At 72.0% G+C, this 22028-nt stretch carries 24 protein-coding genes and 7 tRNA genes; 11 read left to right on the forward strand and 20 right to left on the reverse strand.

The features are described from left to right. Position 1: 1 nt before the first annotated feature. The 3 genes from QT196_RS07790 to QT196_RS07800 form a co-directional block, all read right to left on the reverse strand. On the reverse strand, positions 2-1207 hold the full coding sequence (locus QT196_RS07790; protein WP_168478227.1) for a hypothetical protein: 1206 nt from the start codon (positions 1205-1207) through the stop codon (positions 2-4). Then, complete coding sequence (locus QT196_RS07795; RefSeq protein ID WP_266736506.1) at positions 1207-1983, reverse strand: polysaccharide deacetylase family protein; 777 nt, start codon at positions 1981-1983, stop codon at positions 1207-1209. Before QT196_RS07795 ends, QT196_RS07790 begins: the two co-directional genes overlap by 1 nt. A 126-nt stretch (positions 1984-2109) precedes the next feature. After that, on the reverse strand, positions 2110-2667 hold the full coding sequence (locus QT196_RS07800; RefSeq protein WP_168478229.1) for an HIT domain-containing protein: 558 nt from the start codon (positions 2665-2667) through the stop codon (positions 2110-2112). 73 nt (positions 2668-2740) lie between these two features. Between QT196_RS07800 and QT196_RS07805 the strand changes: the two genes are divergently transcribed. After that, the gene (locus tag QT196_RS07805) at positions 2741-3376 is read left to right on the forward strand and encodes a potassium channel family protein (protein ID WP_168483623.1); all 636 of its coding nucleotides are present in this window, start codon (positions 2741-2743) and stop codon (positions 3374-3376) included. A 48-nt stretch (positions 3377-3424) separates the two neighbouring features. Here the strand turns inward: QT196_RS07805 and thrS are convergent, their stop codons facing one another. The 3 genes from thrS to QT196_RS07820 form a co-directional block, all read right to left on the reverse strand. Continuing rightward, positions 3425-5404 carry a threonine--tRNA ligase gene (thrS, locus tag QT196_RS07810; RefSeq protein WP_290354652.1) on the reverse strand — a complete coding sequence of 660 codons (1980 nt, stop codon included), beginning with the start codon at positions 5402-5404 and terminating at the stop codon, positions 3425-3427. 112 nt (positions 5405-5516) lie between these two features. Further along, a complete protein-coding gene (locus QT196_RS07815) occupies positions 5517-6695 on the reverse strand; it encodes a hypothetical protein (RefSeq protein ID WP_085925980.1) in 1179 nt (392 codons plus the stop codon). Continuing rightward, complete coding sequence (locus tag QT196_RS07820) at positions 6695-7261, reverse strand: DUF4365 domain-containing protein (RefSeq protein ID WP_085925979.1); 567 nt, start codon at positions 7259-7261, stop codon at positions 6695-6697. Before QT196_RS07820 ends, QT196_RS07815 begins: the two co-directional genes overlap by 1 nt. Positions 7262-7460: 199 nt before the next feature. Here QT196_RS07820 and QT196_RS07825 point away from each other — a divergent pair, with 199 nt between their 5' ends. Then, positions 7461-8186 carry an exonuclease domain-containing protein gene (locus tag QT196_RS07825; RefSeq protein ID WP_290356623.1) on the forward strand — a complete coding sequence of 242 codons (726 nt, stop codon included), beginning with the start codon at positions 7461-7463 and terminating at the stop codon, positions 8184-8186. 113 nt (positions 8187-8299) lie between these two features. On the opposite strand, the gene QT196_RS07830 is transcribed toward QT196_RS07825, so the two are convergent. The 4 genes from QT196_RS07830 to QT196_RS07845 form a co-directional block, all read right to left on the reverse strand. Beyond that, positions 8300-8371, reverse strand: a tRNA-Val gene (locus QT196_RS07830). Between the two features lie 117 nt (positions 8372-8488). After that, positions 8489-8950, reverse strand: a complete 462-nt coding sequence (locus QT196_RS07835) for an SRPBCC family protein (RefSeq protein WP_168478231.1) — start codon at positions 8948-8950, stop codon at positions 8489-8491. An 86-nt stretch (positions 8951-9036) separates the two neighbouring features. Then, positions 9037-9108 (reverse strand) — tRNA-Val (locus QT196_RS07840). 54 nt (positions 9109-9162) lie between these two features. Next, positions 9163-9594 carry a TIGR02611 family protein gene (locus tag QT196_RS07845; protein ID WP_248001063.1) on the reverse strand — a complete coding sequence of 144 codons (432 nt, stop codon included), beginning with the start codon at positions 9592-9594 and terminating at the stop codon, positions 9163-9165. 189 nt (positions 9595-9783) lie between these two features. Between QT196_RS07845 and QT196_RS07850 the strand changes: the two genes are divergently transcribed. Then, positions 9784-10197 (forward strand): SsgA family sporulation/cell division regulator, encoded by a 414-nt coding sequence (locus QT196_RS07850; protein WP_003959770.1) that lies wholly within the window; start codon positions 9784-9786, stop codon positions 10195-10197. Between the two features lie 225 nt (positions 10198-10422). Then, positions 10423-10989, forward strand: coding sequence for a CGNR zinc finger domain-containing protein (locus tag QT196_RS07855; RefSeq protein ID WP_168478232.1), 567 nt, complete (start codon positions 10423-10425; stop codon positions 10987-10989). Between the two features lie 33 nt (positions 10990-11022). Here the strand turns inward: QT196_RS07855 and QT196_RS07860 are convergent, their stop codons facing one another. After that, entirely contained in the window at positions 11023-11178 is a 156-nt protein-coding gene (locus tag QT196_RS07860; protein ID WP_167536068.1) for a hypothetical protein, read from the reverse strand. A gap of 68 nt (positions 11179-11246) precedes the next feature. After that, positions 11247-11708 (reverse strand): hypothetical protein, encoded by a 462-nt coding sequence (locus QT196_RS07865; RefSeq protein ID WP_168478233.1) that lies wholly within the window; start codon positions 11706-11708, stop codon positions 11247-11249. A gap of 196 nt (positions 11709-11904) precedes the next feature. Between QT196_RS07865 and QT196_RS07870 the strand changes: the two genes are divergently transcribed. Then, positions 11905-12435, forward strand: a complete 531-nt coding sequence (locus tag QT196_RS07870; RefSeq protein ID WP_168478234.1) for a DsbA family protein — start codon at positions 11905-11907, stop codon at positions 12433-12435. A 33-nt stretch (positions 12436-12468) separates the two neighbouring features. On the opposite strand, the gene QT196_RS07875 is transcribed toward QT196_RS07870, so the two are convergent. From QT196_RS07875 to QT196_RS07885, 3 genes are read right to left on the reverse strand one after another with little or no spacing between them, the layout of a single operon-like run. Further along, the gene (locus QT196_RS07875; RefSeq protein WP_290354653.1) at positions 12469-13299 is read right to left on the reverse strand and encodes a GNAT family N-acetyltransferase; all 831 of its coding nucleotides are present in this window, start codon (positions 13297-13299) and stop codon (positions 12469-12471) included. A gap of 35 nt (positions 13300-13334) precedes the next feature. Next, positions 13335-14159 carry an aminodeoxychorismate lyase gene (locus tag QT196_RS07880; RefSeq protein ID WP_168478236.1) on the reverse strand — a complete coding sequence of 275 codons (825 nt, stop codon included), beginning with the start codon at positions 14157-14159 and terminating at the stop codon, positions 13335-13337. Continuing rightward, the gene (locus QT196_RS07885; protein WP_168478237.1) at positions 14156-15223 is read right to left on the reverse strand and encodes a chorismate-binding protein; all 1068 of its coding nucleotides are present in this window, start codon (positions 15221-15223) and stop codon (positions 14156-14158) included. Before QT196_RS07885 ends, QT196_RS07880 begins: the two co-directional genes overlap by 4 nt. Positions 15224-15400: 177 nt before the next feature. On the opposite strand from QT196_RS07885, the gene QT196_RS07890 reads away from it, so the two are divergent. The 5 genes from QT196_RS07890 (at position 15401) to QT196_RS07910 (ending at position 15864) form a co-directional block, all read left to right on the forward strand. Further along, positions 15401-15473 (forward strand) — tRNA-Gly (locus QT196_RS07890). Between the two features lie 35 nt (positions 15474-15508). Continuing rightward, positions 15509-15582: transfer RNA gene (locus QT196_RS07895), tRNA-Cys, on the forward strand. A 1-nt stretch (position 15583) separates the two neighbouring features. Next, positions 15584-15655: transfer RNA gene (locus QT196_RS07900), tRNA-Val, on the forward strand. A 30-nt stretch (positions 15656-15685) separates the two neighbouring features. Then, positions 15686-15757, forward strand: a tRNA-Val gene (locus QT196_RS07905). 35 nt (positions 15758-15792) lie between these two features. Beyond that, a tRNA-Val gene (locus QT196_RS07910) sits at positions 15793-15864 on the forward strand. Between the two features lie 49 nt (positions 15865-15913). On the opposite strand, the gene QT196_RS07915 is transcribed toward QT196_RS07910, so the two are convergent. The 3 genes from QT196_RS07915 to QT196_RS07925 all read right to left on the reverse strand — a co-directional run bounded on the left by QT196_RS07915 (position 15914) and on the right by QT196_RS07925 (position 17749). Then, on the reverse strand, positions 15914-16201 hold the full coding sequence (locus QT196_RS07915) for a zf-TFIIB domain-containing protein (protein ID WP_168478238.1): 288 nt from the start codon (positions 16199-16201) through the stop codon (positions 15914-15916). A 72-nt stretch (positions 16202-16273) separates the two neighbouring features. Continuing rightward, complete coding sequence (locus tag QT196_RS07920; protein WP_290354654.1) at positions 16274-17296, reverse strand: phosphotransferase; 1023 nt, start codon at positions 17294-17296, stop codon at positions 16274-16276. A 243-nt stretch (positions 17297-17539) separates the two neighbouring features. Further along, positions 17540-17749 carry a hypothetical protein gene (locus QT196_RS07925; RefSeq protein WP_168478239.1) on the reverse strand — a complete coding sequence of 70 codons (210 nt, stop codon included), beginning with the start codon at positions 17747-17749 and terminating at the stop codon, positions 17540-17542. Positions 17750-18359: 610 nt separating this feature from the next. Between QT196_RS07925 and QT196_RS07930 the strand changes: the two genes are divergently transcribed. Then, positions 18360-19703, forward strand: coding sequence for a serine/threonine-protein kinase (locus QT196_RS07930; protein ID WP_168478240.1), 1344 nt, complete (start codon positions 18360-18362; stop codon positions 19701-19703). 221 nt (positions 19704-19924) lie between these two features. On the opposite strand, the gene QT196_RS07935 is transcribed toward QT196_RS07930, so the two are convergent. Both QT196_RS07935 and cobA read right to left on the reverse strand, forming a co-directional pair. Then, positions 19925-20740, reverse strand: a complete 816-nt coding sequence (locus QT196_RS07935) for an RNA methyltransferase (protein WP_168478241.1) — start codon at positions 20738-20740, stop codon at positions 19925-19927. A gap of 54 nt (positions 20741-20794) precedes the next feature. Continuing rightward, complete coding sequence (gene cobA, locus QT196_RS07940) at positions 20795-22027, reverse strand: uroporphyrinogen-III C-methyltransferase (protein WP_290354655.1); 1233 nt, start codon at positions 22025-22027, stop codon at positions 20795-20797. Position 22028 lies beyond the last annotated feature (1 nt).

The raw sequence follows: 22028 nt of genomic DNA on the forward strand, positions 1-22028 counted from the left end.
GCTAGCGGAAGATGCCGGTGTGCCCCAGGGAGTACCGTCCCGGCTGCGGGTAGACCGCGAGCCCGTGCGGGCCCTGGCCGACCGGGATCTTGGCGAGGGTCTTGCCCGTGCGGGTATCCAGCGCATAGACCTCGGAGTTGTAGCGGCCGGACAGCCACAGCACCTTGCCGTCGGTGGACAGACCGCCCATGTCGGGGCTGCCGCCGCCGCGGATGTGCCATTTGTCGACGAGCTTGCCGGTGTGGAAGTCGAGCAGGGAGATGGAGCCCTCGCCGCGGTTGGAGACGTACATGTGCTTCGAGTCGCGGCTGACGTAGAGGCCGTGGGCGCCCTTGCCGGTCGGCATGAGCCGGGGCCGGTCGAAGCGGTCACCGTTGAGGACCCAGATGCCGTCGGCCATCATGTCGGCGACGTACCAGGTCCTGCCGTCCGGGGAGATCTTGACGTCCTGCGGCATCGCGCCCTCGAACGGCAGCTTCTCCTGGCCGATGACCTTCATCTTCGCGGTGTCGACCTTGAGCAGCTCGCCGGAGAACTCACAGGAGACGATGAAGTACTTCCCGTCCGGCGAGAAGTCGGCGTGGTTGACGCCGGCGCAGTTGACCGGGAGCGTCTTGCGGACCTCCATGGTGTGCGGGTCGCGGAAGACCAACTGCCGGTCCATCGAGGCCATCACGACCGCGTACTTCCCGTTGGGCGTGAAGTAGAGGTTGTACGGGTCGTGGACCTTGACCGGGTCGCCGGCCTTGCCGTTGGCGGGGTCGATCGGGGTGAGGTCGTGCCCCCGGTTGTTGTTGACCCAGAGCGTCTTCAGGTCCCAGGACGGCACGACATGCTGCGGCTGGACGCCGACCGGAATGGTCTCAATGACCTTGTAGGTCTTCGGGTCGATGACGCTGACCGTGTCGGAGCCGGTGTTGGGGACGTAGATCCGCGCGGGGAAGTCCTTGACCTGTGGCGCCAGCCTGCCGGGCCGGTCCGCCGCGTAGAGGTCGTGCTCGTCCAGCAGCGGCGGCATCCCGGGCAGACCGGGCTTGGCGGCCTTGAGCGGCGCGCGCTCGACCGGCCGCGGGCTCTGCGAGGCCCGGTCGTTCTCGTCGCCGCTGCCACAGCCCGCGGCCACCAGCGCGCAGGCCACGGCGAGCAGCGCGGCCCGGTGGCGCGCGCGGGGGCTCCGACGGTCGTGGGTACGGTTCCGGTCAGCCATCAGGTCACTAGCTCCGTTGTCGTCACCGCGCGCAGACCGCGCCGGCGGAGGCCGTCGAGGATCGGGGGCAGCGCGGCCACCGTGCCGGCGTGCCCGAGGTGGAGGCTCACGACCGAGCCCGGCCCGACCGTGTCCAGGACCGTGCGCTGGACGGCGGCGGCACCGGGGTCGTTCGCGTCGAGGGAGTCCACGTCGTAGGAGAGGACGTGCGGATAGCCGGCCTTGCGGGCCAGGTCGGTCACCAGCGGCGTGGCCCGCCGGGTCTGCGAGGGGCGGAACCAGCTGCCGATGGTCCCGGTGAGCTTGCGCAGCCGGTCGGCGCAGCCGCTGATCTCGGCGTAGGCGTCGGCGGCCGGCAGGGCGCAGATGTCGCGGTGGTGCAGCGTGTGATTGCCCAGCTCATGGCCGCCGTCGAGGATCCGGCGGGCCATCGCGGGCTGCTCGTCGAGCCAGTCGCCGATGGCGAGCACGGTGACCCTGGCGCCGGCCCGCTCGGCCTCGCCCAGCAGGGCGGTCGCCATCCTGGGGTCGCCCCTGCCGTGGAAGGTCAGTGCGACCGCCCGGCCGTTCCGCGGCCCGTGTTCGATCTGTACGGGCAGGCCGGGCACCCGGGTCGGCGGCCGGGCGGCGCGCACCGGGGCGGGTGAGGCGTGGCCCGCCCCGGAAGGGCCCGGTCCGCCGGGGGGCCGGACGGCGTCGGGGTCCTGGTCCCGCGTCGGGTCGCAGCCCGTCACCAGTGCTCCGGCGGCCGCGGCCGAGGCGGCCGCACGCAGCACGGAGCGGCGATCTAGGGAAGTCACCACCCCATTAGAGGGGCAACTAATCCGAATTAGGGCGATCTATCCGATTCGTCCGGGTTCGTGTCGCCCCGGGCACCCACCCCGGAGCGGGCCGGACGGGCGCTACGCGGGCCAGGCGCGCGCGAGCATCGCCCGGGTGTCGGCGAGGAGTTGGGGCAGCACCTTGGTGTGGCCGACCACCGGCATGAAGTTGGTGTCGCCGCCCCAGCGCGGGACGACGTGCTGGTGGAGATGGGCCGCGATCCCGGCCCCGGCGACGGTGCCCTGGTTCATCCCGATGTTGAAGCCGTGCGCCCCGGAGGCGGTGCGCAGCGCGGCCATCGCCCGCTTGGTGAACTCCGCCAGCTCCGCGGTCTCCGGGCCGTCCAGCTCCGGGTAGTCGGCGACGTGCCGGAACGGGACGATCATCAGGTGCCCGCCGTTGTACGGGTACAGGTTCAGCACCGCGTAGACATGCTCACCGCGCGCGATGACGAGGCCGTCCTCGTCCGACTTCTCGGGGATGGTGCAGAACGGACAGCCGTCATCGGCCCCCGGGCCGGTCGGCTTGTTCTCCCCCTGGATGTAGGCCATCCGGTGGGGCGTCCACAGGCGCTGGAAGGCGTCCTGCGTCCCGACTCCGATCTGCTGCTCCGGCTCGCTTGTCATACGGGCCAGCATATGGCTTCGCCCGTTGGCACCGTGTCGCTGGGGCGGATACCCTGACCCGCTCCGCGATGCTGTGCCGGTGGACATGGACGCGCGGCTACAGGAGTGGGAGCGGCGCGCGCAGCCGTATCTCTTCATCGCCTCGATCCTCTTTCTCGCCTCCTACACGGTCCGGGTGCTGACCCCCGAACTCTCCCCCGGCTGGTACGCCCTCTGGGAGACCGTCATGATCGTGAGCTGGGGTGTCTTCGTGGCGGAATACCTGGCACGGCTGGCCTTCAGCAGGGACCGCTGGCACTTCGTGCGCACCCGCTGGCTGGACCTGATCGTGACCGTGCTGCCGCTGCTGCGTCCGCTGCGCATGATCGATCTGCATGAGCGGATGCAGCTGCGCAGGGACCGGCCCGGGCTCGCCCTGGAGGCGCGGGTGATGATGTACTCCGGGCTCGCCGCGCTGCTACTGGGGTACGCCTCCAGCCTGGCGGTCTACCACGACGAGCGGTCCGCCCCGGATGCGAACATCCGCACCTTCGGTGACGCCGTGTGGTGGGCCGCTTCCACGCTGACGACGACGGGGTACGGCGACGCCACCCCCGTCACCCCGCGCGGCCGGGTGATCGCGGTGGGGCTGATGTTCGTCGGGGTGGCCCTGGTGGGCGCGGTGGTGGGCTCCTTCTCCGCCTACCTGATGCGCCGCTTCCGGCAGGAGGGCGAGAGATGACGCGGCCCCGGAGAGCCGCTCGCTCTCCGGGGCCAGGTGCTCAAGCCATCACACCTGGACGCGGCGCTCCACGACGTCGAGGAGCTCGGCGATCGCCTCATCGCGCGCAATGCCGTTCTTCTGCGACCCGTCGCGGTAGCGGAAGGAGACCGCGCCGTTGGCGACATCCTCGTCACCGGCGATGATCATGAACGGCACCTTGCTCTTCTGGGCGTTCCTGATCTTCTTCTGCATCCGGTCCGACGAGGAGTCCACCTCGATCCGCAGCCCCTTGGTCTTCGCCTGGGCGGCGAACTCCTGGAGGTAGGGGACATGCGCGTCGCCGATCGGGATGCAGGTCGCCTGGACGGGCGCCAGCCAGGCCGGGAACGCGCCGGCGTAGTGCTCCAGCAGCACCGCGAAGAACCGCTCGATGGAGCCGAACAGCGCGCGGTGGATCATGACCGGCCGCTGCTTGGAGCCGTCCGCCGAGGTGTACTCCAGGTCGAACCGCTCCGGCAGGTTGAAGTCCAGCTGGATGGTCGACATCTGCCAGGTACGGCCGATGGCGTCCTTGGTCTGCACGGAGATCTTCGGCCCGTAGAACGCGGCGCCGCCCGGGTCCGGGACCAGCGGCAGGCCCTGCTTCTCGGCCACCTCCCGCAGCACCTCGGTGGCTTCCTCCCAGGTCTCGTCCGAGCCGACGAACTTCTCCGGGTCCTTGGTGGACAGCTCCAGGTAGAAGTCGGTCAGACCGTAGTCGCGCAGCAGGTCGAGGACGAAGGTGAGCGTGGCGTCCAGCTCGTCCGCCATCTGCTCCCGGGTGCAGTAGATGTGCGCGTCGTCCTGGGTGAAGCCGCGGGCACGGGTCAGGCCGTGCACCACACCCGACTTCTCGTAGCGGTACACAGTCCCGAACTCGAAGAGGCGCAGCGGCAGTTCACGGTACGAGCGGCCGCGCGCATCGAAGATCAGGTTGTGCATCGGGCAGTTCATGGGCTTGAGGTAGTAGTCAATGCCCTCGTCGAGCTGCATGGGGGGGTACATGCCGTCGGCGTACCAGTCCAGGTGGCCCGACTTCTCGAACAGCTTCCCCTTGGTGGCGTGCGGGGTGTAGACGAACTCGTACCCCGACTCCTCGTGCCGCCGGCGGGAGTAGTCCTCCATGACCCGGCGGATGATGCCGCCCCTGGGGTGGAAGACCGCCAGCCCCGAGCCGATGTCCTCGGGAACGGAGAACAGATCCAGCTCCGCACCCAGCTTGCGGTGATCGCGCTTCTCGGCCTCGACGAGGAACTCCAGATGCGCCTTGAGCTCGTCCTTGGTCGGCCAGGCGGTGCCGTAGATCCGCTGGAGCTGCTTGTTCTTCTCGCTGCCGCGCCAGTACGCGGCGGCCGAGCGCATCAGCTTGAACGCCGGGATGGCGCGGGTGCTCGGCAGGTGCGGACCGCGGCACAGGTCCTTCCAGCACAGCTCGCCGGTCTTGGCGTCGAGGTTGTCGTAGATGGTCAGCTCGCCGGCGCCGACCTCGGCGGAGGCGCCCTCGGCGGCGTCCGCGGCGGAGCCCTTGAGTCCGATCAGCTCGAGCTTGTACGGCTCGTCGGCCAGCTCCTCGCGGGCGGCGTCATCGCTGACCGCACGGCGCGCGAACTTCTGGCCGCGCTTCTGGATCTCCTGCATCTTCTTCTCGATGCGCTTGAGATCGTCCGGGTGGAACGGGGTCTCGACGTCGAAGTCGTAGTAGAAGCCGTCCTTGATGGGCGGGCCGATGCCTAGCTTCGCCTCCGGGAAGAGCTCCTGCACGGCCTGCGCCATCACATGCGCGGTGGAGTGCCGCAGGATGTTCAGACCGTCCTCGGAGGTGATCTCGACGGGCTCGACCGCGTCACCGTCGGCGACCTCGTACGCCAGATCCTTCAGCTCTCCGGCCACCCGGGCAGCCACGACGCTGCGCTCGCCCTGGAAGAGGTCGGCGGCCGTAGTGCCCGTGGTCACCACGCGTTCTTCCCGCTCGGAATCGCGCTGGACGGTCACACGGACGTCTGACACCGGTCTCTCCTGACTACTGTCTCTTCACGGCAGCGATTGCTGCGCAGCCGAATCGTACCGAGCCCGCGGACCCGACCGCGAAACGGTTTCACCACCCCCGGCTCGCACGGTGTCATTCCTCCGCACCGCACGCCTCCTCGAAGAAGTCGAGATTCTCCTGGAGCGACTTCAGCAGCCGGTCCCGCTCCGCCTCGTCGACCTGTACGGGTGTGACATCGCGGCCGCCGGTGATCCGCCGGAAGCCGCCGCGGCTCTCCAGCCGCCCGCTCACCCGCACCGGCAGCCCCACCAGGTGCGCATGCCCGGCGATCCGATAGTCCTCCTCCCCCAGCGCGACCCGTACCTGGAGCACATCGGCTCCGGAGATCACCCGCAGCCGCACCGTGCCGGGACCGCCCGGCCGCTCCCTGCGCAGCCGTACCACCGCACCGGTCACCCGCACCGGCAGCGACGGCTCATCGCGGACATAGCGCTGGGCGGCCTGCTGGAGCGCGGGCAGATCGCCGGGCGAGAACTCCACCGGCTCGGGGCGGGCCGGGCAGCCGGCCGGGGCACCGGCCGCCGGCGACCACTCGACCGCGATCCGCGCCCCCTCCGCGTCCCGCACCAGCGCGATCAGCGCCTGGGCCAGCTCATGGCAGACCCCCAGCTCGACGGCCGCGTCGAAGGCCTCCATACCGCCGGTGGCCCGCTGGTAGTCGGTGGCGTCGCGAACCGCGTGCAGCGCCCGCTGGAGCCCGGCGACCGCCCGGCGGCCGCCGGACACCGGCACGAAAGCGGTCACCCGGCGCCCGGCCGCCGCCGGACCGACCAGCACCTGGCTCAGGAACCCCTCTGCCTGCCGTTTGTGCCGCGCGCCGTAGTACCCGGCCCGGCCGTACGTCCCCAGCGCCCCGGCGAGCAGCATCGAACGGGCCGCCCCGCGCAGCTGCTCCTGCGCCACCCAGTGCGCGGCCCCCGAGCCGCCATCGGGGACCTCACGCTCCCAGCGCACCTCGTCACTGGGCACCGCCAGCCCCATCAGCACCTCCCGGGCGGAGGGCGCGGCGCTCTGCGCCAGCGCCGCCAGCGCCTCCGCGAGCAGTTCCCCGCTGTCGGGGAAGCGGCGGTCGTGCGGGACCAGCAGGCTGGTGCCGGCCGCACCGCCGGGCGGTGTCCACCGCGCGTAGTGGCCGGCGGCCCCGCCCCGGCGCCGCCAGCCGTGCCGGGCCAGCAGCGCGCCGAGCACCGCCGGGTCGAGCTGCGCGGGATCCAGCAGTCGCGCGTCATATTCGTCGGTCGGCCGGTACATCAGGGTCTCCCTCCCGCGCCGACGCGCGTCATGATCTCGCAGAGCGCTCGGTCGTCGAAGATCCGCGCGGTGGGGATCCGCACAGTGGTCCTGCGCCGGCCGGTCACCGGATGGCCGGCCAGGTTGATCCAGTAGCAGCAGTGCCGCAGTTCGAGGCGGTCGTGGCCGGCCCGCAGCCAGTCCTCCTGGGTCCGCGGGACCAGCATCACGACCAGGATCTTGTGCACCGTGACCGGCGTACGGGCCAGCTTCACCAGGTGGTCGTTGTCGAGCGTGAAGGCGAACGTCGGCCCCGGCGGGCGCGGGGCGGTCTGGTAGGTGCACTTGAGCTGCACCTTGATGGTGACCTCGTCGTCGACGGTGTGGCCGGGCGCGCCATGGCTGACGTGCCAGTCGATTCCGTTGTCCGGGAAGGGCTGCGCCAGCGAACACCCGGAGGCGGCGGCGACCGCATGGAGATAGCCCACCTGAAGGGTCTCCATGCAGGCGGTGGTGGCGAGTCCGCCGCGCTGCGGTGTGGTCCGCTGAGGCAGCAGCCCGCCCGGTTCGGGCTGCGCGAGCGTCATCGCGGAGTGGCCTTCCGGGCTGTGCCGATCGATGCGGGTGGATGACGGGGAGAAGGCGGATCGCGTCGGCCCGTCCCTCTGGTTGTCTCCGCGTCAAGTGGTCCGCAAACAAAGACGGTTCGAGCCCCCGGCACCTCGGGTATCACCAGCTCGGATGGCGCATGTGTCATCCCCCGTACGAGCGCGAGGAGTTGGGATGATGCCGTGCTGGTATGACGGTCCACTTGCCGCCTTCGACACCGAGACCACCGGGATCGACGTCGAGCGCGATCGCATCGTCTCCGCGGCCCTGGTGGTCCAGGAGACTCCGCGCTCCGCGCCCCGGATCACCCGCTGGCTGATCAACCCGGGCGTCGATATACCGGACGCCGCGACGGCGGTGCACGGCCTGACGGCCGACCATCTCGCGCTGCACGGCCGCTGGCCCGCGCCGGTCCTGGAGGAGGTCGCGCGCGCCCTGGCCGCCCAGTCGGTGGCCGGCCGGCCGCTGGTCGTGATGAACGCCCCGTTCGATCTCACCCTCCTGGAGCGCGAGTTGAAGCGGCACCGCGCCAGCTCGCTGAACGCCTATCTGGGGGGCCACCCGCTGCGGATCCTGGACCCCCACGTCCTCGACAAGCACCTGGACCGCTACCGCAAGGGCCGCCGTACGCTCACCGATCTGTGTGCGCACTACGAGGTCGAGCTGACCGACGCCCATGAGGCGGCCGCCGACGCGCTCGCCGCGCTGCGGGTCGTCCGGGCGCTGGGGCATCGCTTCGCCGAGCGCCTGGAGGGGCTGCATCCGGCGGAGCTGCACACCCGCCAGGCCGTCTGGTACGCGGCCCAGGCCCGCGGACTTCAGGCGTGGTTCGCCCGCAGCGGCAATCCGGAAGTCGTCGATCCGCACTGGCCGCTGCGTCCCGAACTCCCGGCGGCGGCCTGATCCCCCCTCAGGAATTCCACCGGGCGGCAAAGACGCCGGACGGAATTCCCGCGGGGCACTCTTCCAACGAAAAGAACCGGGCCGCTTTTTGGCGGCCCGGTTCTTGATCCCGGTGGGCGATACTGGGTTCGAACCAGTGACCTCTTCGGTGTGAACGAAGCGCTCTCCCGCTGAGCTAATCGCCCGGGTGTCGACGAGGTTTCCCTCACGAACGAGCAGAACAATACAGGCCCCGCGGGGCTTCCATCAAATTCCTGTTCCCCGGCGGTCCCGGGCCACCGCGGCCGGGTGGCCGGCGCACCTCATCCGCGGGCCAGCCAGGCCGCCAGCCCGCGCCGCCCGGCCCGCATCATCAGCGCGTGATTGGCGAGGAACAGCGGCCGCCCCAGCAGCGCGAACCGCCGCAGCAGCGGCTTGCAGACCTCGACATCCTGCTCGAAGACGGCACGGGTGCCGCCGGCCCCGGGCACCACCGTCCAGCGCGCCCAGCCCGCCAGATCCCCGCGCATCGTCATCTCCAGCACCCCCGCGCCCGGGTCCCGTACGCGCTCGCTCGCCACCACCGTCAGGTCGTACGGCAGCAGGGAACGGAACCGGGCGGTGCCACTGCGGTCGCCGAGCGGGGTCACCTCGCGGACCTGCGGCCACCACTGGGGATACGCCTCGGCGCGTTCGAGGACGGCGTAGACGACGGTCGGCGAGGCGTTGAGCAGCCATACGCTGCGGAAGCGGTAGCGGTGCAGTCGGCGGGACCAGTCGGGCATGATCCCAGTGTGCGCCCCCGGGCGGGGCGCGCGCCCAACAACTGCGACGGCCCGGAGACTTGAAGTCTCCGGGCCGTCGTCCGGGGTGGGCGATACTGGGTTCGAACCAGTGACCTCTTCGGTGTGAACGAAGCGCTCTCCCACTGAGCTAATCGCCCGGGCGCACCGCCAACATTACCGCACGTCGGCGGGCACTTCTGACCACGCCTCGGTCACTCGGAAACCTTCCACGGCATCACGACGCCGAACTTCCAGACGTAGACCGCGAGCGCCGCCGCGATGATCACCAGGCCGATGGTGGTCAGGGTGATGTTGCGCCGCCGCACCTTGGGATCGAGCGCCCGCTGGGCCGCTTCGGTGACCTTGCGCTTGGTCCAGCGCAGCACCAGCTGCGCCCAGACGAACTCCGTCGCCCAGATCGCCATACCGCCGAAGATCACCAGCCAGCCGGGCCCCGGCAGCGGCAGCATGATCACGCCGGCCACCACGACCGCGAGACCGACGACGAAGACTCCGACCTGCCAGCTGACATGCAGTGGCCGCGAACGCTTGATGAAGTGCGGCGCCCGCGAACCGAGCGGCTTCTCGGCCGGAGCGGTGTCCCCCTCCACCGTTCCCAGCCCCCCGTTACTCTGCGTATTCATGCCCCCCAACTTACCGGACGCGACCGCCCGCCGGAATTACCGCCGGGGACGATCTCGCAATCCGCCGGAAGAGGTACCTGAAGCCACACAAAACCGTCAGAGGGGTTTACAACGGCACCGTAGGTGGCATGTCGATTTCGCCGACGTGCGAATCCCCGAGCGCACACTGAGCGAAAGGCCCTGGCGCTTATGAACACCACGGTCAGCTGCGAGCTGCACCTGCGCCTCGTTGTGTCGAGCGAGTCCTCACTGCCTGTACCCGCGGGCCTGCGGTATGACACGGCCGATCCCTATGCCGTGCATGCCACCTTCCATACCGGAGCCGAGGAGACCGTCGAGTGGGTTTTCGCCCGCGACCTCCTCGCCGAGGGCCTGCACCGGCCCACGGGCACCGGAGACGTCCGCGTATGGCCGTCCCGGAGCCACGGACAGGGTGTTGTCTGCATCGCCCTGAGTTCCCCGGAAGGCGAAGCCCTGCTCGAGGCGCCCGCGCGGGCTCTCGAGTCGTTCCTCAAAAGGACCGATGCCGCCGTGCCACCCGGTACGGAGCACCGGCATTTCGATCTCGACACCGAGCTCTCGCACATCCTCGCGGAGAGCTGAGACGCAGCACGGTTACCGAAAGCACCCACCCGCTCACACTTGCGCCCGTCCGACTCGGGGAGACGGCGCAGGACCGACAAGTTCATACGGCACACTTCGGCGTCGTCGCCGCGGACCCACCGCGGAGTCGGCGCTGAAGCTTGTTCGAGGCGCTAGAGTCGGCGACCATTCGGCAACCCACGGGGGCGGTACCCGTCCGTCCCCACCCTGCCAGGGAGCGGAACCGTGATCATCACCCATGACACCCGGTGCGCGCTGGACGCGGTCGTCGATCTGCTGAACACCGCCCCGGAGGGCGAGGGCACCGGCGCGCCGGACAGCCTGACCGATCTCGCGGCCCTGGAGGACTTCGTCCGGCGCAACGCCATCAGCGGCGTGGGCGCGCTGGGTGCGGGCGACCTGGCGACCGTACGCTCCGTCCGCGCGCGCTTCGCCCGGGTCTTCGCGGCCGCCGACGACCGGACCGCGGCCGAGCAGCTGAACGCGCTGGTCGCCTCGGCGGGCACCACTCCGCAGCTGACCGACCACGACGGGTACGACTGGCATGTCCACTACTTCGCGCCGGGCGCGTCGGTCGCCGATCATCTGGCCGCGGACGGCGGGATGGCGCTGGCCTTCCTCGTCGTCGCCGGGGAGCGCGAGCGGCTGCGGCACTGCGAGGCACCGGACTGCCGGCATGCCTTCGTCGATCTCTCCCGGAACCGCTCCCGGCGCTACTGCGACAGCCGTACCTGCGGAAACCGGCTGCATGTCGCGGCCTACCGGGCACGGCGGCGGGAGGCCGCGGGCTGAGCGGCGGCGCGGCGGCAGCCCCGGGTGCCGGCCTCACAGGAGGAAGAGGTCGTGCATCGCGCCGAGAAGGAGCAGAAGGCCGATCACGGCGAGGAAGAGCATCAGCGGCGGCTGGGACAGCGCGAACAGACAACCGCGTGGTCGGGGGGACGGGGCGTCGTCTTGGGCGAGGGCGCACTCATCGTTCATCTCGCGCGCATCATGGCGCAGCTGATCGTCCGAGTGCGCCCGATGGACGCCTCAGCAGCGGTAGTTCATCAGATCCCGTGCTTTTTCAGGATCGCTTCGATGTCCGAGAAGTCATCCTTGGGGGCGCCTCCCTTGGCCGGTGCGGCCTTCCCCTTGGTGGCCGGCTGCGGCGCCGCGCGGCCCGCGCCGAGGGAGGGGGCGGAGGCGGCCGGGGCCACCGCGTCGGGCCGGTCGGCCGCCGCGGCACGGCGCTCCTTACGGCTGCCGGCCCCGCCCCGGCGGCGCTCCACCGCCCTGGTGGTCATGAACAGCACGACCGAGAGGGCGAGCACGCCGAAGCCGGCCCAGACCGTGGGCTTGAAGACGATCCCGGCGAGCCAGTCGATGACGCCCGTCATCACCAGGCCGATGGGGATCAGGGAATAGGCGGCGATGCGGGTCGCGGCCAGGAACCGCTTGCGGTATGCCGTGATCGCGGCGATGCCCAGGCCCGCCGCCGACACCGCGGCACAGACGGTCGAGGTCAGCATCCGGTCCTCCTGCCGATGGATGGATGAGCAGGCAGTCTGCTCCCTTCCATCCTGCCTTGTCCCGGCCCGCGGGGGCCATGTTCCGGCACGGCCTCAGGGACATCTCGGGGTCGGACTCCTTCCCAGGTCCCGGTTCGGCCGCTGGTCCGGGGTACCTCGCGGGACCGGCCGTGGGAAGACTGGAAGACTGGCTCTCATGAACGACGCCACCACCCCGTCCCCCGCCCGTCCCGTCCGCCCCGTGCTGGACGTGTGGTGCGAACTCCAGTGCCCGGACTGCCATGCCGCCCTGGAGGACGTGCGGGCGCTGCGGGAGCGCTACGGCGACCGGCTGGACATCCGGCTGCGCCACTTCCCCCTGCCGAAGCACCCGCACGCCTATGTCGCCGCGCAGGCCGCCGAGGAGGCCATCGAGCAGGGCCAGGGCTGGCCGTACATCGAGGCGGTGCTGGCGCGGACCGAGGAGCTCGGCAAGCGCGGGGACAAGCTGCTGCTGAAGGTCGCCGGCGAGCTGGGGCTGGACACCGAGGAGCTGGACACCGCGCTGATCGACGGGCGGCATCTGCTGATCGTCGACGCGGACCAGGCCGAGGGCAAGGCCATCGGGGTGACCGGGACCCCGACGTATGTGATCGGCGGCGAGCGGCTGGACGGCGGCAAGAGCCAGGAGGGGCTGCGCGCCCGTATCGAGGGGATCGCGGACCGGCTGCTGGCCGAACAGGACTGAGTCCGGGGCGTCACGGGCCCTTCGCGGGCCCGCTCACAGGATCGGCTTCCACAGCAGATAATCGGTGGGCCGGTAGCCCAGCGAGGTGTAGAGACCGAGCGCCGGGGCGTTGCCCGCGTAGACGTTCAGGCCGAGCGTGGTGTGGCCCGCCGTGAGGCTCTCCCGCTCGGCGATCCCCATCAGAGTGCGGCCGTGGCCCTGGCCGCGGTGTCCGGGGGCGACCCGTACATCGACGACATAGCCGCCGGGCTGGTCCGGCATCCGCAGGGCGACCCAGATGCTGCCGACATCCGCGCCGCCGTGGGCCAGGACGCGCAGCGCCTGGTGGGGGGTCTCCGCCCCCTCCGGGAGCAGGGCGCGATGCCCGGCGGCCGCGCTCTCCTCGGCGCGCTCCCGGGCCATGCCCTGGCCGACCTGCGTACGGATGTGCTCGGCGAGCGCGGCGTCCCGCCAGGCCGGGTACTCCGCCTCACTCAGCGCGCGGTCGCCGCTGCCCTCGGGGAGCGGGGGCGCGGCGGTGAGGGGCTTGCTCATCATGCGGCTGCGCTCGGTGTAGCCCAGCGCCGCCGCGAGCCGCCCGGCGGCCTCGGCGTCGGCCGGGACGGTCAGCTCGATCTGCCGGCAACGCCAGCCGCGCAGCACCTCTTCCGCGGCGAGCGCGGCGACCGTGGCGCGGCCCCGGTGCCGGTCCGGCTCGTCGATGGCCAGCTCCGCGATCCGGCCGGCCGCCGGGCCGAACCGGGCGTCCGTCGTCAGCCGTATCCCGCCGACCCGGCGGCTGTTGACGCAGATGTCGTACGCACGGGCCCGGTGCCCGTCGTCGTGCCCTTCTTCCGGTCCCGCGGGGCGCAGCGTTGTGGTCACGAGGACTTTCTACTCGCCCATGAGCGGGCGCGTCATCACCGCGGATCCAAGTCGGCGGCCGCCTGCTCGTCGAAGATCCGCATGGCTTCCGCGGTCACCGGGCCCGGGACGTCGGCCAGTTGACGGTCGTCGATCCGGGTCACGGCCTGCACATCGCGCAGCGTGGAGGTCAGGAAGATCTCCTCGGCCCGCTCCAGGACGTCCAGCGGCAGATCGGTCTCCTTGGCGCCGGCCCAGCCAACGGTCAGGGCGCGGGTGATGCCCGCCAGGCAGCCGGAGTGCAGCGGCGGGGTGTGCAGTTCGCCGTCCAGGACGACGAAGACATTGGCGCCGGTGCCTTCGCAGAGCGCGCCGACGGTGTTGGCGAACAGCGCCTCGGACGCGCCGCGTTCCCGCGCGCGGGCCAGGGCGACGACGTTCTCGCCGTACGACGTGGTCTTCAGGCCGGCGAGCGCACCGCGTTCGTTACGGGTCCACGGGACGGTGACGGCGGCGGTGGTGTCGGGGCGGCGCCGGGTCTCGGACAGCGCGATGACCAGGGTGGGACCCGCGTCGCCGCGGTCCGAGCCGAGCGGGGAGACACCGCCGGTGTAGGTGAGCCGCAGCCGGCCGAGGGCCATCGGGTTGGCCGCCATGACGGCCTCGCAGCCGCGCCGCACCTCGTCGAGGTCGGGATCGGGCAGCCCGAGCCCGCGGGCGGAAGTGGTCAGGCGCTCCAGATGACGGGTGAGGGCGAAGGCGCGGCCGTGCTCGGCCTTGATGGTCTCGAAGACTCCGTCGCCGACCGTCAGCCCGTGGTCGAAAACCGAGACCCGGGCGCTCTCCGCGTCCTGCAGTGCCCCGTCGAGCCAGATCTTCATCGCTTTCCTCCACTCACCTCATGCAGGCCCGACGCTACCGCCAGCAGCCTGCGCGCCTTCAACTCGGTCTCGGCCCACTCCCGCTCCGGATCGGAGTCCCAGATGATCCCCGCGCCGGCGCCGAAACGCAGCACCGGGCCGCCGGGCGGGGTGCGGTCGATCCAGAACGTCCGTATGCCGACCGCGAGCTCGCCGGTGCGGCGGTCCGCGTCGACCCAGCCGATGCCTCCGCAGTACGGGCCGCGGGGGGCGGTCTCCAACTCGTCGATGATCCGCAGCGCGCTGGACTTGGGGGCGCCGGTCACCGACCCGGGCGGGAAGGTGGCGCCCAGCAGATCCGCCCAGGCGGTCTTCTCGTTGGCCTCGGCCAGCTCACCGCGCACCGTGGAGACGAGGTGGACCAGGCCGGGGTGTTCCTCGACGGCGCACAGTGCCGGGACGGTGACGGTTCCGGTGGCGCAGACCCGGCCGAGATCGTTGCGGACCAGGTCCACGATCATCACGTTCTCCGCCCGGTCCTTCGCCGAGAGGTCCGCCGCGGTCCGCCCGGTGCCCTTGATGGGACCGGAGCTCACGACGCGGTCGTCGCGCCGCAGATACAGCTCCGGGGAGGCACTGGCGATCTCGACGCCGTGCGAGGGCAGCCGGATGGTGCCCGCGTGCGGCGCCGGATTACCGCGGGCCAGCACCGCGGACAGCGCGTCGACATCGGCCCGGCCGGGGTCGGGCAGCGGCGCGGTCAGCACCCGGCAGAGATTCACTTGGTAGACGTCGCCGGCCGCGATGTGTTCACGGACGCGCCGCACACCGCCGGTATAGGCGTCACGGTCCAGCGAGCTGATCCAGTCCTCGGGCGCGGGGCCCCGCCAGGCGTCGGCGGCGGGCCGGTCCGCCGTAGTGGCCGGCCGGACGTCGCCGAAGCGGGCACAGACCACTGTGCCCTCGAAGTCGGCGGCGACCGCCCACCAGCCCGTGGAGTCCAGGGCCGCGGGATCGCTGGTCACATCCCGCAGGTCAGTGGCTATCAGGCCGCCGAAGCGTGCCATCGGAGCGAAGTCGTGCACGTCAGCGAGTCTATGGCGGCGGCCCGCGGGCCGCCTGCGCCGAGCCAGCACCGCAGCACGCTGCACAAACGCGTTTTTGTACTGGCCCCGGAATCCGCTAGAGTTCAACACGTCGCCGGGACACGCAAGCGTCCCGGAGGCCGAGTAGCTCCCGGACGTAGTCTGGGAGAGACACCTGCGGACGTAGCTCAGTTGGTAGAGCACCACCTTGCCAAGGTGGATGTCGCGAGTTCGAGTCTCGTCGTCCGCTCGATGTGGGGGATCTTCCCGAACCCCCTCACTCCTGGTGGAGTGGCCGAGAGGCGAGGCAACGGCCTGCAAAGCCGTCTACACGGGTTCAAATCCCGTCTCCACCTCCAAGGACGATTAGCTCAGCGGGAGAGCGCTTCCCTGACACGGAAGAGGTCACTGGTTCAATCCCAGTATCGTCCACTGGATCCCCGGAAACGGGGTGTCCGTCCCGCGCGATTAGCTCAGCGGGAGAGCGCTTCCCTGACACGGAAGAGGTCACTGGTTCAATCCCAGTATCGCGCACGCAGCTGCGGATCTTTCGGGATCCGTGGTCCCGCGGACGATTAGCTCAGCGGGAGAGCGCTTCCCTGACACGGAAGAGGTCACTGGTTCAATCCCAGTATCGTCCACACCTGATCCCGAGGGCCGGAGCATTTCGCTCCGGCCCTCGGTCGTGTTTCAGGAGGAGAAGAGCATGTGGCCGAAGCCGCGGTGATGGCCGTGGTGTCCATGGTTGCCGTGATGACCGTGGTGGCCGTGCTGCGGGGCGCCCCAAGCAGGAGCCTGCGGGTAAGCCTGCGGAGCGGGTGGCGGCGGGGCCTGCTGCGCCCACTGTGACTCGAGACGGGTCAGCGCCTCCAGCTCCCCGTAGTCCAGGAATATCCCCCGGCAGCCGGCGCACTGCTCGATCTGCACGCCATTGCGCTGGTATGTCTGCATCGGTGCATGGCACTTGGGGCATTGCATCGTCGCTCAACTCCTGTCGTCCACCGCCGCTCACGGCGGCACCACCGGAACGGCCTCCCGGCAGCGGGGCGTTCAGCCTACGCCGGGGCCGGTGGGCGCCAACTGCTGCGGCGGGGACGTCATCCGGGCACAGGCGTCGACGAACGCGGTCTCGGCCTCGTCCAGGGAGCGGTCGGCGGTGGCGGCCTTGGCTATGGCGAGCGCGGCGGTCTGCACGGTGAGCGTGCGGGCCGGAAGGTCCAGGTCAGGCCAGGGATCGCCGTCCGGACCCACGACCGGGCCACCGGCCGCGCGGTAGGCGGCCAGGAAGCGCGTCCAGAGGTCCGGGGCCAGCAGGCCGGTGGCGAACCAGGCGGCGGGGCGGGCCAGGTCCCAGGCTCCGTCGCCCCGGCCGAGGTCGTCGATGTCGATGAGGAGCCAGGGGCCGTCGCCGGCGGGGTGGCGGATGAGCTGGCCCAGGTGCAGATCGCCGTGGCAGAGGGTGCCGGTCCGCGGCGGCGGGGCCTCGCCCCGGGCCCACGGGGGCAGCGTGGCCCAGGCCCGCTCGACGGCGGCGGCAGCCGCGGGCAGCGGCCCGGCGGCGGTCAGGGGTGCGTGGTGCCCGGACGCCCGGCCGTTGGACGGAACCGGTGCGGTCCGCAGCCGGGCCAGGGCACGGGCGGCCTTGGCGGGGCCGCGCATCGGCGGCACGGGGCCGGGAAGTTGGCGCAGGTCGACGCGGTGCAGCCGGGCCAGCAGGCGGGCGGTGTCCTCCCAGGGGGCGGCGTCGGGGTCGTCGGGCGGGGCCGGGCTGCCGTAGGGCCAGCGGGTGAGCGCACGGCCCTCTTCGGTGAGGGTGAGATAGCCGTCGGGGGCGGTGACCGGGAGCGGGGGCAGCAGGATGCCGTGCAGGAGGGGGTGGGCGGCGATGCGCAGCCGGGCGGCGAGGGCGCGGGGGTCGCCGTCGGGGGCGTGCGCCTTGGCGACCGTACGGCCGCTGCGGACGACCGTGCCGTCGGGGCGGTCGGCGAGGACCTCGCAGGAGGGGGCCGGGGCATCTTCCCTGGTCGCCGTCGCGGACAGGGCGGCCAGACGGTCGAGCAGTGAGGTGGTCATCGGTCCCCCGAGTCCGGCCCGGGCCGGATGCGCCGTGCGTGGTGGTGCGGGCCATGGGCGGCCCGGTCCGGGATCGTACGCGCGGTGCGGGCGGAACGGGACGGCCGCGGTCCGGAACGCTCGAAGGCCGGGCATCTCCCCAGATGCCCGGCCGTCGTGCCGTCCGCCGCACCCCCCGTCCCCACGGGGTTTCGGCCGGATGTCCCCCGTCCCGGGCCGCTCTCCCGGGACCGGGGCGCCAGTTCAGCGCCCCAACAATCCGACCACGGACGACGCCTGTGTCAGCACGGCTTCCCAGCCGCCGAAGACCACGGCGAGAACGATCGCCAGCGGCAGCACCATGACCACCGCGACGAGGGGATGGCGGGTACCGGCGGACTGCCGGCCCGCGAGCGCCGCGGGGACTCTGCGCCCCTGCGCCCGAAGGCCCCTCCGCCCGGAGGTCTGCGCCATCGTCCCGCTCCCGTCGTGTTCTGGGGCGGCGGGCGTCTGACCTCGGGGGACGAGTGCACCACCCGCCGCTTGAAAACCACCCTAGGCACGCGGGCGGCCGCAGGCGTCATGCCGTCGTATCGAATGGGCGGCCTCCAGGAGGATGACCTCACCGCGTCCCGTGTACTCCTCTGGGTGGAGAAACACGTCCAGGACCTGGGGACATCCCCGAGGGGGGACCGTCGGACGGACCGTCCCGGGCACTCCTGAGGGTGACCTCGCTCACTCCGGCCGCTCCCCCGCGCACGGCGGTCCCGCCCCGCACCGCACCCGGCCCGCCGCCCCTTCCCGCACCCCGGCCGTATCCCCCGCATCCGTCACCAACCCGGCCCGATCCCGCTACATCCCGCCAATCCCCCTTCTCCAGCGGATCATTGGGATCGCACCGGGGATACCGGGCCGCCCGCCGGGAAGAAGCGCTCACGCACGTCGGGGACCGCAGGTGGCCCCGGTCAATCCACCGGCCGACGCATGCGCGGCCTCTCAGCACAGCGAGCCGTCAATCCGTAAGCTGTGCCACGTCAGACGGTTGGCAGCGGAGGGGGCTCCCCACCGCAGGTAGGGGACGGACATGGCGATGATGCGGCTCCGACGCGAGGACCCGCGTGTCGTCGGGACGTTCCGGCTGCACCGCCGGCTCGGCGCGGGCGGGATGGGTGTGGTCTACCTCGGCTCGGACAAGCGCGGGCAGCGGGTGGCGCTCAAGGTGATCCGGCCGGACCTGGCGGAGGATCAGGAATTCCGCTCGCGGTTCGCCCGTGAGGTCTCCGCCGCCCGGCGGATCCGCGGTGGTTGTACGGCCCGGCTGGTCGCGGCCGATCTCGACGCGGACCGCCCCTGGTTCGCCACGCAGTACGTCCCGGGACCCTCGCTGCACGACAAGATCAACGAGGAGGGGCCGCTGTCCCCGGCGGAGGTCGCCTCCATCGGCGCCGCGCTCTCCGAGGGGCTGCTGGCCGTCCATGACGCGGGCGTGGTGCACCGCGATCTGAAGCCGTCCAACATTCTGCTGTCGCCCAAGGGCCCGCGGATCATCGACTTCGGTATCGCCTGGGCGACCGGCGCCAGCACCCTGACCCATGTCGGTACGGCCGTCGGCTCACCGGGCTTCCTGGCGCCGGAGCAGGTGCGCGGGGCCGCGGTGACCCCGGCGACGGACATCTTCGCGCTGGGCGCCACCCTCGCGTACGCCTGCACCGCGGACTCCCCCTTCGGGCAGGGCAGTTCGGAGGTCATGCTCTACCGCGTGGTCCACGAGGAGGCGCACCTCGGCGGGGTACCGGACGCGCTGGCGCCGCTGCTCGCGTCGTGCCTGGCCAAGGACCCGGCGGACCGTCCCAGCACGCTGTCGCTGTCGCTGCGGCTCAAGGAGATCGCGGCCCGTGAGGCGCACGGGCTGTCGGGCGGGCCGCTGGAGAACGGGCCCGGGGCCGGGGCCGGTTGGGAGCGCCGGACCTCGGAGCGGCCGACCGGGCAGCGGGCCGAGGAGTACGCGCGCCAGCGCACCGAGCGCCGGACGGCGGGCAGCTCCTCGCCGCGTCCGCATCCCTCCCGTCCCCCGGTCCCGCGGGACGCGGCGGACCGGCCGGCCGGTCCGGCCTCGGCCGCGGGGAAGAATCCGCGGACCGGCGGGCGCAACGGGCGACGGGTCCCGGCCGCGCGGCCCACGGGGCGAAACGGTTCACGTACCCCGGTCCGTACGACCTCCGGCGGGCGCCGGCCGGGCCCCGACCGCCGGCTGCTGCGTCAGCGCGTCATCGTGTTCGTGGTGGTGACGCTGCTGGTGGCGCTCGGCATCGCGGCCGCCCAGGGGTGCCAGGGGCCGGCCCGCGGACTCGGGGCGGAACGGTCCGCTTCGGCGGCCGCCGGGGTGGGGGTGGCGGGGCCTTACGGGGTAGGGGAACGGATCCCTTAGGGGGTGGGGGCGCCCCCTGCGGGCCTCAACGGGTGGGGGCGGGAGGGTATTCCCGCACCCGGATGCTGTTGTGGAGGCCGACGAGGGGGCTGTTGCGGCGGCCGCCGAGGGGCGGCGGCCGCCGGGGCAGGGCCCGTTCGGTGGGGCAAGGCCCGTCGGTGGGGCAAGGCCCGTCCGCTGATTCAAGAGCCAAGGGCCACGGCCCCTGCACACCCCAGGCGCTAAGCCGGGCGCCCGGTGGCCACCGCGTAGAAGGCGACCGCGGCGGCCGCGCCGACGTTGAGGGAGTCCACGCCGTGCGCCATCGGGATGCGGACCCATTCGTCGGCGGCCCGCAGGGCGCCGGTGCTCAGGCCGTCGCCCTCGGCGCCCAGCATCAGCGCGGCGCGCTCCAGGGTGTGCGGGGCGGCCTCGTCGATGGCGGTGGCCTTCTCGGCCGGAGTAAGGGCGAGCAGCTTGAAGCCGGCTTCCCGTACGGCGGCCAGGTCCCGGGGCCAGCTCTCCAGGCGGGCGTACGGCACGGAGAACACCGCACCCATCGAGACCTTCACCGAGCGGCGGTAGAGCGGATCGGCGCAGTCCGGGGAGAGCAGCACCGCGTCCATGCCCAGGGCCGCCGCGCTGCGGAAGATCGCGCCGATGTTGGTGTGGTCGTTGACCGCTTCCATGACCACGATGCGGCGGGTCCCGGCGAGGAGATCGGTGGCCGTGGGCAACGGCTTGCGCTGCATGGAGGCCAGCGCGCCGCGGTGCACGTGATAGCCCGTCACCCGCTCGGCGAGGGCCGGGCTGACGGCGTAGACCGGGGCCGGGACCTCGTCGATGACATCGCGCATCACGTCGACCCACTTGGCCGAGAGCAGCATGGAGCGCATCGCGTAACCGGCGTGCCGGGCCCGCCGGATGACCTTCTCGCCCTCGGCGATGAAGAGCCCTTCCGCGGGCTCGCGCCGGCGCCGCAGCTCGACGTCGGTCAGGCCGGTGTAATCGGCCAGCCGCGGGTCGTCCGGGTCGTCGACGGTGATGATTTCTGCCACGGGGAGATAGTGCCTTGTCGGTGTCGGGGTGCCAATGCCGCGTCGGGGGATCGGTTACCTGGGGGCAGGGGCGACGGCGACGACCTCGCCGATGACGATGACCGCCGGGGGGCGGACGCCCTCGGCCCGTACGGTCTCGCCGAGGGTCGCGAGGGTGGCGTCGACGCGGCGCTGGGCCGCGGTGGTCCCCTCCTGGATGACGGCGGCGGGGGTGTCCGCGGCGCGGCCGTGCGCGATGAGCTTGGCGGCGATGGCGCCGCTGTTCTCCACGCCCATCAGGACGACGAGGGTGCCGCGGAGCTTGGCCAGCGACGGCCAGTCCACCAGCGAGCGCGCGTCGTCGGGGGCGACATGGCCGCTGACGACGGTGAACTCGTGGGCGACGCCGCGGTGGGTGACGGGGATACCGGCGGCGCCGGGCACCGAGATGGTGCTGGAGATGCCGGGGACGACCGTGCAGGGGATCCCGGCCTCGGCGAGCGCCTGGGCCTCCTCCATGCCGCGGCCGAAGACGAACGGGTCGCCGCCCTTGAGCCGGACCACGGCCTTGCCGGCCTTGGCGTGCTCGATCAGCGCGTTGTTGATGGCCTCCTGGGCCATGAAGCGGCCGTAGGGGATCTTCGCGGCGTCGATGACCTCGACATGCGGCGGCAGTTCGGCGAGCAGGTCGCGGGGGCCGAGGCGGTCGGCGATGACCACATCGGCCTCGGCGAGCAGCCGGCGGCCGCGGACGGTGATCAGGTCCGGGTCGCCGGGGCCGCCGCCGACCAGGGAGACGCCCGGGGTGTGCGGGCGTCGGTGGTGCGGGGCGGCGAGGCTGCCGTCCCGGAGGCCCTCGACGATCGCGTCGCGTACGGCGGCGGAGCGGCGCGGGTCGCGGCCGGTGAGCACGGCGACGGTGACGCCCTCGCTGCGGCCGGTGGCCGGAGTCCAGGCGGTGGCCGCCTCGGCGTCGTCGGAGCGTACGCACCACACCCGGCGGTCCTCGGCCTCGTGGGACGCGGCGGCGTTGGCCTCCGGGTCGTCGGTGGAGATCAGCGCGTACCAGGCGCCGTCGAGGTCGCCGTCCTGGTAGCGGCGGCGTTCCCAGCGGACCTCGCCGGCATCGGCCATCGCCTCGACGGACGGAGTGGCGGACGGGGAGATCAGCAGGACATCCGCGCCGGCGGCGACGAGGGACGGGAGCCGGCGCTGGGCGACCTGTCCGGCGCCCAGGACAACCACCCGGCGGCCGGACAGCCGCAGTCCGACGGGGTAGGCGGCGTGTTCGGCGACGTGCTCAGCCATG

This window comes from Streptomyces sp. P9-2B-2 (assembly GCF_030406865.1).
In the GTDB taxonomy this organism is placed as follows: domain Bacteria; phylum Actinomycetota; class Actinomycetes; order Streptomycetales; family Streptomycetaceae; genus Streptomyces; species Streptomyces platensis.